The sequence below is a fragment of the Vibrio sp. YQ_11 genome, from assembly GCF_043103065.1.
Taxonomy (GTDB): domain Bacteria; phylum Pseudomonadota; class Gammaproteobacteria; order Enterobacterales; family Vibrionaceae; genus Vibrio; species Vibrio parahaemolyticus.
Genome location: NZ_JBICJM010000048.1, coordinates 116,840 through 129,895, shown reverse-complemented (window position 1 = coordinate 129,895; position 13,056 = coordinate 116,840). Strand labels below are relative to the sequence as shown.

The 13,056-nt window shown below is 45.5% G+C and carries 11 protein-coding genes; 4 read left to right on the top strand and 7 right to left on the bottom strand.

Going from position 1 to position 13,056, the window contains the following annotated elements:
- Positions 1–179 precede the first annotated feature (179 nt).
- From ACF8EG_RS19035 to ACF8EG_RS19025, 3 genes are read left to right on the top strand one after another with little or no spacing between them, the layout of a single operon-like run.
- A complete protein-coding gene (locus tag ACF8EG_RS19035) occupies positions 180–1,298 on the top strand; it encodes a glycosyltransferase (protein ID WP_069506948.1) in 1,119 nt (372 codons plus the stop codon).
- Positions 1,291–2,484, top strand: a complete 1,194-nt coding sequence (locus tag ACF8EG_RS19030; RefSeq protein WP_043036967.1) for a glycosyltransferase family 2 protein — start codon at positions 1,291–1,293, stop codon at positions 2,482–2,484. Before ACF8EG_RS19035 ends, ACF8EG_RS19030 begins: the two co-directional genes overlap by 8 nt.
- A 10-nt stretch (positions 2,485–2,494) precedes the next feature.
- Positions 2,495–3,133, top strand: a complete 639-nt coding sequence (locus ACF8EG_RS19025; protein ID WP_029822598.1) for a sugar transferase — start codon at positions 2,495–2,497, stop codon at positions 3,131–3,133.
- A gap of 18 nt (positions 3,134–3,151) precedes the next feature.
- Here ACF8EG_RS19025 and ACF8EG_RS19020 read toward each other — a convergent pair whose 3' ends face one another.
- The 5 genes from ACF8EG_RS19020 to hrpA all read right to left on the bottom strand — a co-directional run bounded on the left by ACF8EG_RS19020 (position 3,152) and on the right by hrpA (position 11,037).
- On the bottom strand, positions 3,152–3,541 hold the full coding sequence (locus ACF8EG_RS19020; RefSeq protein ID WP_020840675.1) for an ATP-binding protein: 390 nt from the start codon (positions 3,539–3,541) through the stop codon (positions 3,152–3,154).
- A gap of 121 nt (positions 3,542–3,662) precedes the next feature.
- Positions 3,663–5,243: a BCCT family transporter gene (locus ACF8EG_RS19015; RefSeq protein ID WP_021454428.1), complete on the bottom strand. Its 1,581-nt coding sequence runs from the start codon at positions 5,241–5,243 to the stop codon at positions 3,663–3,665.
- Positions 5,244–5,627: 384 nt separating this feature from the next.
- The gene (locus ACF8EG_RS19010; protein ID WP_005454858.1) at positions 5,628–6,143 is read right to left on the bottom strand and encodes an outer membrane beta-barrel protein; all 516 of its coding nucleotides are present in this window, start codon (positions 6,141–6,143) and stop codon (positions 5,628–5,630) included.
- Between the two features lie 243 nt (positions 6,144–6,386).
- Positions 6,387–6,866: an outer membrane beta-barrel protein gene (locus ACF8EG_RS19005; RefSeq protein ID WP_005483427.1), complete on the bottom strand. Its 480-nt coding sequence runs from the start codon at positions 6,864–6,866 to the stop codon at positions 6,387–6,389.
- Between the two features lie 184 nt (positions 6,867–7,050).
- Positions 7,051–11,037, bottom strand: coding sequence for an ATP-dependent RNA helicase HrpA (gene hrpA / locus ACF8EG_RS19000; protein WP_175423252.1), 3,987 nt, complete (start codon positions 11,035–11,037; stop codon positions 7,051–7,053).
- 185 nt (positions 11,038–11,222) lie between these two features.
- Here hrpA and ACF8EG_RS18995 point away from each other — a divergent pair, with 185 nt between their 5' ends.
- Positions 11,223–11,807: an FMN-dependent NADH-azoreductase gene (locus ACF8EG_RS18995; protein WP_069506946.1), complete on the top strand. Its 585-nt coding sequence runs from the start codon at positions 11,223–11,225 to the stop codon at positions 11,805–11,807.
- 56 nt (positions 11,808–11,863) lie between these two features.
- Here the strand turns inward: ACF8EG_RS18995 and ACF8EG_RS18990 are convergent, their stop codons facing one another.
- Positions 11,864–12,361 carry a 4Fe-4S binding protein gene (locus ACF8EG_RS18990; protein ID WP_069506944.1) on the bottom strand — a complete coding sequence of 166 codons (498 nt, stop codon included), beginning with the start codon at positions 12,359–12,361 and terminating at the stop codon, positions 11,864–11,866.
- A complete protein-coding gene (locus tag ACF8EG_RS18985) occupies positions 12,348–12,959 on the bottom strand; it encodes a molecular chaperone (RefSeq protein ID WP_069506942.1) in 612 nt (203 codons plus the stop codon). The genes ACF8EG_RS18990 and ACF8EG_RS18985 overlap by 14 nt, the downstream gene beginning before the upstream one ends.
- Between the last annotated feature and the right edge of the window lie 97 nt (positions 12,960–13,056).

The following is a 13,056-nucleotide window of genomic DNA, read 5'->3' as shown; positions in this document are numbered from 1 at the left end:
TACGCCACGTTAATTTACCGCATGGTTTTGTCTTCTCATTAATATGAATCTCAAATTGAGAATGTTGATTTTCAGATTTGACATTCAGGCCTAACTGGTTGTTTTTATTTTAAATAAATAATGGCACGTAGCGTGCAATACGTTGTTCAGAGTAGATACACACTACTGAGGGCGTAAAGATGGAACGCAGAGAAGATAAAAACACCAAACGGAATCATAAAAAAGTGGTTTTGCATGTGGTGCAACACTTGGCACCGGGTGGCTTAGAAACGCTAGTGCTGGATATGCTTCGCTTCGCAGAACCTCGTCACGATGTGTTTGTGGTGAGCTTAGAAGGCGCCAAATCCCAATCCTTAGCGAAATGGGCTAAGTTGACCGAATACAAAAGCCAGCTTCATTTTCTCAATAAACAGCCGGGATTCAGCGTTAAAACCTTAGGCACACTTACGGCGATGATCAAAGGCATTAAGCCAGATGTTGTACACACACATCATATTGGTCCTTTGCTTTACGGTGGCATTGCCTCACGTTTGGCTGGCGTTCCTGTCATCATTCACACCGAACATGATGCCTGGCATTTGAACAATAAAAAAGCTGCGCGCTTACAGTCTGTGCTGCTAAAAACCGTTCGCCCACATGTGGTTGCCGATGCGCACTTTGTTGCCGACCAAATCACAACCAAGCTCAACTATCGCGATGTGTGCACCATTCACAACGGTATTGATTGTCAAAAGTTTCAGTGCGGTGATCGCCAAGCTAAAAGAAATCACTTTGGACTACCTGAGGATAAAACCGTAATTGGCGTAGCAGGCCGATTAGAAACCGTGAAAGGACATAAAGTGCTGATAGAGGCCTTCTCTCACCTTGAATCTCATACCCACCTTGCGATTGCAGGTGACGGCAGCCAACGCGAGCAACTTGAACATTTGGTACGCACACTCAAACTTGAGCAACGCGTCACCTTTCTTGGTTTAGTCGACGACATGCCAAGCTTCTACCAAAGCTTAGACTTGTTTTGTTTACCGTCTCTGCAAGAAGGGTTTCCGCTTTCAACACTCGAAGCGCAAGCGTGTGACATCCCTTGCGTCGCGACGGATGTTGGCGGCGTGAAAGAAACACTTTGCCCGAAAAGCAGCGCTTTGGTAGAACCTAACCGCGTATTTTCACTCGCGGAGGCTCTATCTAAACAATTGGATTCAAACATCCATTCGCCTCGAGCTTACATTCTTCAACATTTCGATATTCGTGACATGGTTGGTCGCTACACTCGTTTGGCTAAGGAGTCGACTTATGAATGATCTCATTTGGATTGCTGGTTTTGGTTTGTCTGCGTTTTTGATCATCTACCATCATGTGGGGTATCCGTTACTGCTGAAATGGCTGCCACTCAAACCAAAATCTAACGACGAAGGCGAACACTTTGCAGAGCGTCATTACAAAGCCTCGGCCAGTGATAACAAACTTCCTTCCGTAACCATCATCATCCCCGCTTACAACGAAGAGCAGTGGATTGCTGAGAAAATTCGCAACTTGGCGAGTTTGGACTACCCAAGGGATAAGCTGAAAGTGGTAATTGCGTGTGATGGTTGTACCGATAAAACTGCAGAAATCGCACAAGATACCATCCAAGAAGCGATTTGCTCTGATACCTTGTTTATTGTGAACGACCACTCTATCAATCGTGGCAAAGTCGCATTGATTAATGAAGAGATGAAACACGTCACGTCCGACATCACGGCACTGAGTGATACATCTGCTCTGGTTTCTTGCGACTCTCTCCTTTTAGCAAGTCAGCATTATCAAAATGAGAAAGTGGGCGTCGTTAACGCGACATACCAAATTATGCACACAAGCAATCAAGGCGAAGCCGCTTACTGGCAGTACCAGTCTCGCGTTAAACACCAAGAATCCTTACTTGGTTCAACGATTGGTTCTCACGGCGCGTTTTACACGTTCAGGACTACGCTGTTTGAGCCACTCGAAGCTGGTACCATTAATGACGATTTCATTCTCCCTATGAGAATCGTTTTGCGAGGCTTCACTTCGGTTTACGAACCTAAGATGCTCGCGCTTGAACTGGAACAAAGCTCAGACGACGCGGACTTTAAGCGCCGCCTACGAATCTCAGCCGGAAACATGCAGCAGCTGATGCAATTGAAAAAATTGTTGCTGCCTCGCTATCGTGGCACCGCCTTTGCATTTCTATCAGGAAAGGTTCTGCGTTTAGCAACGCCGTATTTGATGATTGTGTGCTTAGTGTGCTCATTGTTACTTGCTCAACATCCGGTGTTTCTATTGTTGCTGTTGGCGCAGGTTGGCATTTACGGTATTGCGTTAATGACTTATCTGATACCAGCCCTTAACACAGTGAAACCTTTCAAACTGATTAGCTATATCATCGTTGGCCATATCGCAAACTTTGTCGGCGGTATGAAGTACCTACTAGGCATGGAAAACGGACGTTGGAAACGCGTCAACCAATAAGGAAAGCATCATGAAAAACTCACGTTACGACTCAAATGTATGCCACGCGAAAAGAACGTTTGATGTACTGGTTGCACTGTTGATTCTGCTAGCAACCGCACCACTGTTTCCGTTCATTGCTCTTGCCATCAAGGTCAGCTCAAAAGGCCCAGTGATTTATCGTCAACTGCGTGTTGGTCGCTGCACACCAGAGAAGATGGATCTGTTTCAAATCATGAAGTTTCGCACGATGTACATCGATGCAGAACAACGCTCAGGTGCCGTTTGGGCAACCGAAAATGATCCACGCATTACCCCGGTCGGCCGATTTTTACGTAAGACTCGTCTCGATGAGTTACCGCAGCTATTCAATGTATTGAAAGGTGAAATGTCTATGATTGGCCCTCGCCCTGAGCGACCTGCCTTTTATCAAAAGCTGGAAGATGAAATTCCATATTTTGTAGAGCGTACATACGGCGTACTGCCAGGTATTACAGGCTTAGCGCAAGTAAACCAAGGTTACGATGCTTGCATTGAAGACGTGAGAAGAAAAGTCGGTTTTGACCACAGCTATGCACTAAGCCTTGGGTCGTTCTACTCGTGGATCACGATGGATCTTTCTATCATGAGCAAAACGCTTATCGTAATGATTGATGGACGCGGCCAGTAATGCTTCGAGTCTATTTTATTACTCTTGCCACTGGCGACGCATCTTCTCGATTGTCGCTGGTGGCACATTATGAATGCTCTGATATTCGCCCGAGCACACCATCACTTCCACCTCGATAGATTTCTTTCGGCAGTAATCTAAATACCGCTTCATTTCCCAATGTCGTACAAAGGTATTACTCACAATCACGATTTTCCCTTTGTTCAACCATTTGCGCGTTTGTTCAAAACACCATTCGTGCGCTTGCGGAAGCAAAGACGGATTGAAGTGGTACTCGCCTTTCTCATTCTCAAAATACATGTCGGCTTCGAAATGCTTCGCATCGAAATCTTTTACCAATTGTTTCGCCAAGGTTGTTTTTCCTGAGCCAGGAAGACCACGAATGAGAATAAGTTTAGCAAGCGACATAATGCAGTTGAGTGATGAAAAAGAAGCCCAAACTGTAACGGAATTTCTTAAAAAGAAAAGCAGAAATAAAAATGCCGAGCAAATGAATGCTCGGCATTGAGTATTAATTTATCAACATCGATTAGCGGTAAGCGGAAAGCTCGGTACGTAAACCTTTCACCAAACTCACGCACATCAACAGCAGAACAAAGGTAAATGGCAAGCCGGTCGCAACCACACCAGACTGTAGCGCTTGTAAGGCTTCTTTACCGCCAACCCAAAGCATAACCGCGGCAATTGAACCCTCGATACACGCCCAAAAGATTCGCTGTGGAACGGGAGCATCAATCTTACCGCCCGCAGTGATACTGTCGATAACCAATGAACCGGAGTCAGATGAGGTGATAAAGAACACCAAAATCAAAACAATCGACAGAATAGAAATCACTGAGCTGTATGGTAATACATCGTAAACATGAAATAGTGTCAGTGAAATATCCGTTAAACCATTCGCACCCAATTCACCAACTTTGTTCACGACCTGATCAAGCGCAATACCACCAAATACTGACATCCAAACCAATGTTACCAACGTCGGAATCACGATGACTGCGAACAAAAATTCTCGAACGGTACGGCCTTTCGATACGCGAGCGATAAACATACCCACAAACGGAGACCAAGATACCCACCACGCCCAGTAGAACACTGTCCAACCGTGCATCCACGTTTCGTCTTCACGACCATGCGGGTTACTCAACGGAATGATGTTTTGGATGTATGCCATTGTCGTGTCGACTAATGAACCCATCGCAGTATCAAAGGTAATGAACGTAATAAAAATAAGCAGAGCGAACGCAACGATCATATTGACGTTACTTAGGAGTTTGACACCACCGTCAATACCACGAACAACAGAAAGCACAGCAATAAAGGTTACAAACGCAATCACCACCATTTGTGTACCGATGCCGCCGTCTAAACCAAATACATGGTTAATACCACTGGTTGCCTGCTGAGCACCCAAACCAAGAGAAGTCGCAAGACCGAACAACGTCGAAAGTACAGCAAGGATATCGATAACGTGACCTAACCAGCCCCATGCACGATCACCAAAAATTGGGTAAAACGCCGCACGCAATGAAAGCGGTAAACCTTTGTTAAAGGCGAAAAAAGCAAGCGCCAACGCAACAAGGGCGTAAATACTCCAACCGTGAACACCCCAGTGAAACATGGTCGCACCCATCGCGAGTGATTTAGCATCGGCTGAATACGCTTCTGCGTTTAGCGGTGTACCCCACCAATCCGTGAAATAGGCCGTTGGCTCAGCCACACTCCAAAAGAGAAGGCCAATACCCATACCTGCAGCAAACAGCATTGATAACCATGAAACGGTTGAATGATCCGGCGTCGCCTCTTTACCGCCTAAACGAATCTTACCTAATGGCGAGAAAAGCAGAGCAACAGCGAACAATAAGAAGAAATTGGTAGACCACATAAAGAATGCATCAAACTGTTCAATAATTCCGTTTTTGATCCCGTTTAATGCGTCGCGAGCGGTAACTGGCTCGACAAGAAGAAGTGAAATAAGACAGAAAACAACGAGACCAGCACTGATGCCGAATACGGGATTGTGTATATCGAAGCCCCATTTTTGAACGTTGTCTTGGCCAACCTGATAGTCTGTTGTGTCGATACTATATTTTTTAAATGCATTATCCATAAATACAAATTTAACGTAATTTGAAACGCTTCTCAGGGGAGAAGAACTCCAATACCGCCCTCCATTAATTTGAACTCTAAACTTTAAAAACGAAGCGAATTTTATCACCAATCACAGATTTATGCAAAAATGACACTTTTATTGCATATTTACAGCAAATAAACGCCAAACAAGCATCTTCAACTCACAGAAATAAACTACGACATCTAACTATTTTTCAAAATAGGAATACACAGAGGAAAACCTTCAATCAACAAGGTCAAACGGTATTCAGAACAAAAGAAATGGCTTCGCACATAAGTGCGAGACCATTTTGAGGTAGGTGGAGTTTTTCAACCAACTGTGAAGAGTGAGTTGGATAAAGAAGATCGGGAAGTTTGCGGTTTACAAGAAATGGAAAGTCACGTTGCCCGTAAAGCTGCTTAGGTTATCGCTGTCCCCATTGATATCCACGCCAAATGATTGGTAACTTGCACCAACAGAGATATTGTCTAACAAGAAATATTCTGCGCCGACGCCATACATGTAAGACACGCCATCATCTTTGCTGACCGAGCTTAATCCGCCATTGTAATCGACATTGAATGCATTAATTCCGCCTTTGGCATACACATGTAGCGGACCAAAATCGATGCTTGGTTTCGCCGCTAAGTAGAACGAAGTGAAATCCGCATCCCCTTTGTTGCCACCGAAAGACAAGTCGACTTTACCGTGGTTGAAATAACCGACTTCGATACCGATTAATGGCAGAATCCCCGTTCCGACATGCACGCCATACGTTGTGTCGTTTTCGCCATCAATATCTGATTGACCAATTTGGCCGCCTGCATAAATCCATGAGTCAGCAAGCACTGATGTTGAACACAACGCCAAAGCCAATAACGAGAGTTTTGTTTTCATAGTTATACCTTCCTGTTCGATTCCTGAACGGAACATTACGCATACATGCGCACCTACTCGTCAATATATATTGGAAGGCATGGCGAATTTAAGATCAAAAAGTGAATAATTTATGTTCAGATTTTGTTTGTGTGATATCAATTCAGGTGAATAGTAGAATTAAGAGCAGTTAGGATTATCAATAGACAAAAAAACACCGGCGCAATGCCGGTGTTCAGAATTTGCATCATCTTGAACGGATGATTATAGGAAGTGCAATGTCGCGTTAACAGAGAACGTACCGATGTCGTCTTTGCCCGCAGTGTAGTTCATGTAGCTAGCACCAACAGACATTGGACCAAAAATGAAGTACTCAGCGCCTACACCGTACATTAGATCGAAATCATCATCGTCTTTGCCGCCTTTTACTTTCTTATCCCACTGGTGGATACCACCTTTCGCGTAAACGTGCAGTGGGCCAAAATCGATGCTTGGCTTAAGTGCAGCGTAGTAAGAAGTCAGCTTAGTATCTTGGCCGTTTACGTTGAACTCACCGTGTTGAGTTACACCCGCTTCAATACCGATGATAGGTAGAATACCTGTACCTACGTGCACAGAGTAAGACGTATCTGTCTCGCCTTTGTAGTCAGATTGACCAACAGTTGCACCGCCGTAAATCCAAGAATCTGCCATTGCCGCAGAAGATGCGCCAAGTAGCGCCACTGCTAATAGAGTTTTTTTCATCATCTACCTTTACTCTTTATTATTCCCCACGTCTTGCAAATCAGACGTTGGTACTACAAATACAAGGGAGGCGAACCATTGCCTCCCGAGAACTAAAAACAACACGTGACAAGTTACTAGCAATTACTGTACCAGTAACTTTTTCATCGTTTACAACAAACCACAGCGCCATTTTACTTGTTGATTAACAAGCATCAATCGCGTTTTTGATTCGTTTATCAGAAACCGGATATGGAGTGCCTAATTGTTGAGCAAAGTAGCTCACTCGAAGCTCCTCAATCATCCAGCGGATTTCTTTCACATTTTCTGGAATCACCATCCCTTTCGGGATCTTATTCAGCAACTCTTTGTAATCCTTGGTGACAGATTCCACTTTAAGCATGTGCAAACGGTCTTTGTTCGGATCGATCGGCAATTTCTCCATGCGGCGCTCAATTGCACGCATGTAGCGAAGAATATCAGGCAAACGTTTCCAGCCACATTCCGTTGCAAAGCCTTTAAAAATCAAGCTTTCGATTTGCGCTTTGATGTCCGACAACGCAAACGCCATGGTGAAATCAATCTTGCCTTTCAGCTTTTTGTTGATGTTGAAAGCCGTCGTCAGAATGGTTTCTACCTGTTTGGCAATTTCTACCACGGTATCACCCAGTTCAGCGCGAACGTGTTCTTTCAACGCTTCAAACTTCTCAGACTCCCAAACCAAACCGCCCTGCTCTTCAATAAGCTTATCGACACCACAGGCAATACAGTCATCAATCAGATCAAGCACTTTGCCGTAAGGGTTAAAGTACAGACCCAGCTTCGATTTGTTCGGCAAGTTTGCGTGCAAATATTTAATTGGCGACGGTACGTTCAACAAAATTAAGCGGCGCTGACCAGCGCGCATTGCGGTGATCTGCTCAAATTCGGTTTCGTAGAGTTTGATCTCAACGCTGTCTTTAGTATCAACAAGCGCCGGATACGCTTTTACATCGTAGCCGCCACGTTTTTGTTGATACACTTTCGGCAGTTCGCCAAAGCTCCACGTATGCAGACCTTGTTGTTCGATATCGTCATCCGCGACTTTGGAAAGCGTTTCTTGAACTTTGTCTTTCAAGCTTTCTTTTAGTTCATGAAGATCTTTATTTTCCTTCAGCTTGCGATTTCGATGATCAACCGCGCGGAACGTGACTTTCAAGTGTTCAGGCACTTGTTCTAAGTTCCAATCTTCACGCAGCACTTCTACGCCAGTCATACGACGCAGTTCTTTTTCTAGCGAGTCCAGCAGCGGCGCTTCCATTGGTGTTACGCGTGCTAAAAACGCATCCGCATAGTTCGGTGCAGGCACAAAGTTCTTACGAATTGTCTTCGGCAGAGACTTAATCAAGCTCACCACAAGCTCATGGCGTAAACCCGGGATCTGCCAGTCAAAACCTGCTGGTTCGACTTGGTTTAAAATCGGCAATGGCAAGTGTACGGTTACACCGTCACTATCATCACCCGGTTCAAACTGGTAACTCAACTTGAGCTTCAAACCATTCTGATGCCAGAAGTTCGGGTAATCCAAATCGGTGACATGACTAGCATCACCCTTGAACAGCATCTCTTTTTCAAAGTTCAGCAGTTCCGGATTTTCTTTCGATGCCTTTTTCCACCATGTATCGAAATGCTTACCAGACACCACTTCGGTACCAACGCGTTGGTCATAGAAATCAAACAGCTCATCATCATCCACCAAGATGTCACGACGACGAGATTTGTGTTCAAGCTCTTCCACTTCTTGCAAAAGCTTACGGTTTTGCTTGAAGAACGCGTGTTTGGTTTCCCACTCACCTTCAACCAATGCACTACGAATAAAGATTTCGCGGCTAACGGTAGGATCGATACTGCCGTAGTTCACCAAACGTTTCGGTACGATTGGTACGCCGTAAAGCATGACTTTTTCATGCGCCATCACCGCCGCGCGTTTCTTCGACCAATGCGGTTCGCTGTAACTGCGCTTGATAAGGTGCTTGGCTAATGGCTCGATCCACTCCGGTTGAATCTTGGCGATGATACGACCCCAAAGTTTCGAGGTTTCCACCAGCTCAGCCGACATGATCCACTTAGGTTGCTTCTTGAACAGCCCCGATGCCGGGAAGATATGAAAACGAGCGTTACGCGCGCCTTGGTATTCATTCTTCTCTTGGTCTTTCATACCAATGTGCGACAACAAACCAACCAGAATCGCACTGTGTACGCCATGGTAAGACGCAGGCTCATCGTTAAGTTTGAATTCCATTTCACGCATCGACTGGTGAATCTGGAAGTACACATCTTGCCACTCACGTACGCGCAAGTAGTTCAAGTAATCTTGCTTACATTGTTTGCGGAATTGGTTGCCCGTCAACGCTTTCTGCTGCTTCTGGATGTAATCCCACAAGTTCACAAATGTCAGGAAGTCCGACTCTTCATGGAAGAAACGACGATGTTTATCATCTGACGATTGTTGTTTGTCTGAAGGGCGCTCACGCGGATCTTGAATCGACAATGCCGCTGCGATGATCATCACTTCTTTTAGAGCACCATATTTTGGCGCTTCCAAAACCATACGTGCGAGACGCGGGTCGATAGGCAAGCGAGCCAATTGGCGACCAATGCTGGTTAAGCGTTTTTTCGCGTCCTTCGCTTCGGCGTTAATCGCACCAAGCTCTTCCAACAAGCGAACACCGTCTTGGATGTTGCGTTTATCCGGCGCTTCCACAAATGGAAACGCTTGAATGTCGCCCAAGCCAAGTGCCGTCATCTGCAAGATAACCGATGCTAGGTTAGTACGCAGGATCTCAGGATCAGTAAACTCCGGACGTGACTCAAAATCTTCCTCTGAGTACAGACGGATACAGATACCCTCTTCCACACGACCACAACGACCTTTACGTTGGTTCGCGCTCGCCTGAGAAATTGGCTCAATTGGAAGGCGCTGTACTTTAGTACGGTAACTGTAACGGCTAATACGCGCCGTACCCGGATCGATCACGTATTTGATGCCCGGAACCGTCAACGAGGTTTCTGCTACGTTGGTTGCCAGTACAATTCGACGACCAGCATGCGGTTGGAAGATTTTGTTCTGTTCACCCGCCGACAAGCGCGCGTAAAGCGGCACAATTTCCGTGCTCTTCAGGTTACGTTTAGACAGTGCATCAGCGGTATCACGGATTTCACGCTCGCCGTTCATGAAGATCAGGATGTCACCTAAACCTTCATCACACAGTTCGTCTACCGCTTCGAAAATACCTTCAAGCTGGTCACGATCGTTGTCGTCATCACCACTTAGTGGGCGGTAACGCGTTTCTACTGGGTAAGTACGACCTGACACTTCAATAATTGGTGCGTTGTTGAAGTGTTTTGAAAAACGCTCTGGGTCGATGGTTGCCGACGTGATGATCACTTTCAAATCAGGACGACGTGGCAGCAACTCTTTCAAGTAACCCAAGATGAAATCGATGTTAAGGCTGCGCTCGTGCGCTTCATCGATAATGATGGTGTCGTATTGATTTAAGAAACGGTCATGCTGAATTTCAGCCAGCAAGATACCGTCCGTCATCAATTTGATTTGGGTGTTTTCAGAGATCTGATCGTTGAATCGAACCTTGTAACCAACAAACTCACCCAGTTTGGTTTCCATCTCTTCGGCAATACGGTTCGCAACCGAACGCGCCGCAAGACGACGAGGCTGAGTGTGGCCAATCAGACCAAACTTACCGCGACCAAGCTCAGCACAGATTTTTGGTAGCTGAGTGGTTTTACCTGAACCGGTTTCACCCGCAACGATAACCACTTGGTTTTCTTCGATCGCTTTCGCAATGTCGTCGCGCTTTTGGCTGACTGGCAGGATTTCAGGGTATTCAATCGTTGGCTTGTAGTTGCTGCGTTGTTCCGCAACCATCATCGATTTAGCAATGTCTAATGCGATTTCATCAAACACAGCGTTACGCGCTGCGTCCTTCTTAATTTTGCTTGCACCAGAGATTCTTTTACTCAAACGAAAACGGTCACGCATCATGCACTGATTCAGTGCTTTACGCAGAGATGCCGCGCTATTCACTTGAGCCTGAGGTGTTTGAGCTTGTTTCGCTGTCGCCTTTTGCGCACCATTTGACGGTGTCGCTTGCTCTTCAGCGGGAGTCTTTTTTGGGGGCTGTGACGAAGTCAAAGCGTTTCCTATTCTTTTCATTACAAAAACTGCGCGGATTGTATCACACAAGGTCTGCAACAAGATAACCGAAAGCTCATTCAATTTTTTCGAACATGTTAAGCGAATTGCTAGGCTTTTGAACTCACTTACCTTACTTATAATGGCTCCCATAGTCGAAAGCACTTATTTAAGGAATAACCATTATGTCTCGTGTACTAGCTCTAAAATCAAGCATCCTTGGCGATTACTCTCAATCAAACAAATTGGTTGAAGACTTCATCAAAAATGTAGACCAAGACAAACTGACCGTTCGTGATTTGGCTGCAAACCCACTGCCAGTTTTGGACTTCGCCGTTGCCACTGCACTTCGCACAACGGAAGATCTTTCACAAGAACAACAAGCGGTTGTCGACTTGTCTGATACCTTGATTGAAGAAGTAAAGGCCGCAGACACTTTGGTTATCGCTGCACCAATGTACAACTTCACCATTCCGACTCAGCTTAAAAACTGGATTGATTTGATTGCTCGTGCAGGCGTGACATTCAAATACACAGAAAACGGCGTTCAAGGTTTGATTGAAGGTAAGAAAGCGATCGTAGTAACCACGCGCGGTGGTATCCATAAAGATTCACCAACCGACAACGTGACGCCATACCTACGCACTGTACTGGGTTTTGTAGGAATCACTGATGTGGAATTTGTTTACGCAGAGGCGTTAAACATGGGTGACGATGCGGCATCGAAAGGCATTTCAGAAGCACAAAGCCAACTTGCCACAATGGCATAACTTCAACGACAAAAAGAATACAAATAAAAAGGGATTGGTGTACGCCAATCCCTTTTTTATCGTTTTAAGTCAAAGCTGATCATGCTGGTGTAACAGCTTTGCGCACATTGCCCACAACCTTTGCATTTGGCAGCATCAATTTTGGGTTTGGCATCGTCTTGCCATTGCAATGCATCGTAAGGGCAACTGTCCTCGCAACTGCCGCAATAACCGTATAAGTTTTCGCAGCTGTTCGAGATAGTTGCAATCAAGCCTGTAGACTCTGTTTGGTTTGAAAGCGCCAATGTAGGACACGCCGACTTACACTCACCGCATAAATCACATGCTGAGTAGCTGATGTCTAACGCGGCCACGCCATCGACCATTTCAATGATTTGGCTTGGACATGCAGAGGCACACTCTCCGCATCCATCACACAGACGCGTGAACATTGATTCTTCTACCGCATACGGAGGTCTCGCTTTAACACGACGCTCTTGAGCTTGTTCAACTGGCGCACGACAGAACGAAAGAAAACGCCGCTTGCTTAGATCAACCGATTCAGACTGGCGCATCCGAGTAATCTCTCTTTGCAGGCACAACGACTTGGTATTGTTCACTCAGGGATTGAAGTAATTCTTCAGTAAGGTTCGACAGTTTTGAGTAAGACGTGAGAGTCACCGCTTTTTTGAAGCGCTTGTTGAAAAAGCCAAACCATGTCATCAAGTGTTCGCGCAGCATTTCAGCCGCCAGTTTTTGCTGTTCAGTTTCAATCAACATGCCTAACACCATCAGCATCAAGCCGATTTGATCTTCTGGTTCACGTTGGTCAGATTCCAAAGAAAAACCACAACGCTGCAAAAAGTAACGATATTCAATGGTTGATTCACCAAACAACACCGCCTCTTTATCTAGATAAGCCGATCCCCAAGGTGGCGCTGGCATCTCACCAATACCGGCAAACATACGATCGTGCTCCATTTGCAGTGCCTCTTCGCTCTCGTTTTGGAAGCTGCGTAACATGTCATTAAGCGCTTCGATTGGTGTATCTGTATTGCTCAGCAACCTATTGAGATTTGCCGCTGGGTAATCTTTAGGCTGGTAGTAAAACAGTGCACCAAACAGCTTAAGAACGATGCTGGTATCTTGTGGTTCAAGTTGAGAAATTTGCATGAAGTACCTTTGATGACTGGTGTTTTTATTCTTCGATTAAATGAAACGGAATAGAGGTGGGACGAACACTCGCCCCCCTCTGTTAATGGTTATCAGC

Coding starts and splice junctions, on each gene's coding strand:
- ACF8EG_RS18990 (WP_069506944.1), bottom strand. CDS start 12,361: ATGCGCCAGTCTGAATCGGTTGATCTAAGCAAGCGGCGTTTTCTTTCG.
- ACF8EG_RS18985 (WP_069506942.1), bottom strand. CDS start 12,959: ATGCAAATTTCTCAACTTGAACCACAAGATACCAGCATCGTTCTTAAG.
- ACF8EG_RS19010 (WP_005454858.1), bottom strand. CDS start 6,143: ATGAAAACAAAACTCTCGTTATTGGCTTTGGCGTTGTGTTCAACATCA.
- ACF8EG_RS19005 (WP_005483427.1), bottom strand. CDS start 6,866: ATGAAAAAAACTCTATTAGCAGTGGCGCTACTTGGCGCATCTTCTGCG.
- ACF8EG_RS19025 (WP_029822598.1), top strand. CDS start 2,495: ATGAAAAACTCACGTTACGACTCAAATGTATGCCACGCGAAAAGAACG.
- ACF8EG_RS19030 (WP_043036967.1), top strand. CDS start 1,291: ATGAATGATCTCATTTGGATTGCTGGTTTTGGTTTGTCTGCGTTTTTG.
- ACF8EG_RS18995 (WP_069506946.1), top strand. CDS start 11,223: ATGTCTCGTGTACTAGCTCTAAAATCAAGCATCCTTGGCGATTACTCT.
- ACF8EG_RS19015 (WP_021454428.1), bottom strand. CDS start 5,243: ATGGATAATGCATTTAAAAAATATAGTATCGACACAACAGACTATCAG.
- ACF8EG_RS19035 (WP_069506948.1), top strand. CDS start 180: ATGGAACGCAGAGAAGATAAAAACACCAAACGGAATCATAAAAAAGTG.
- ACF8EG_RS19020 (WP_020840675.1), bottom strand. CDS start 3,541: ATGTCGCTTGCTAAACTTATTCTCATTCGTGGTCTTCCTGGCTCAGGA.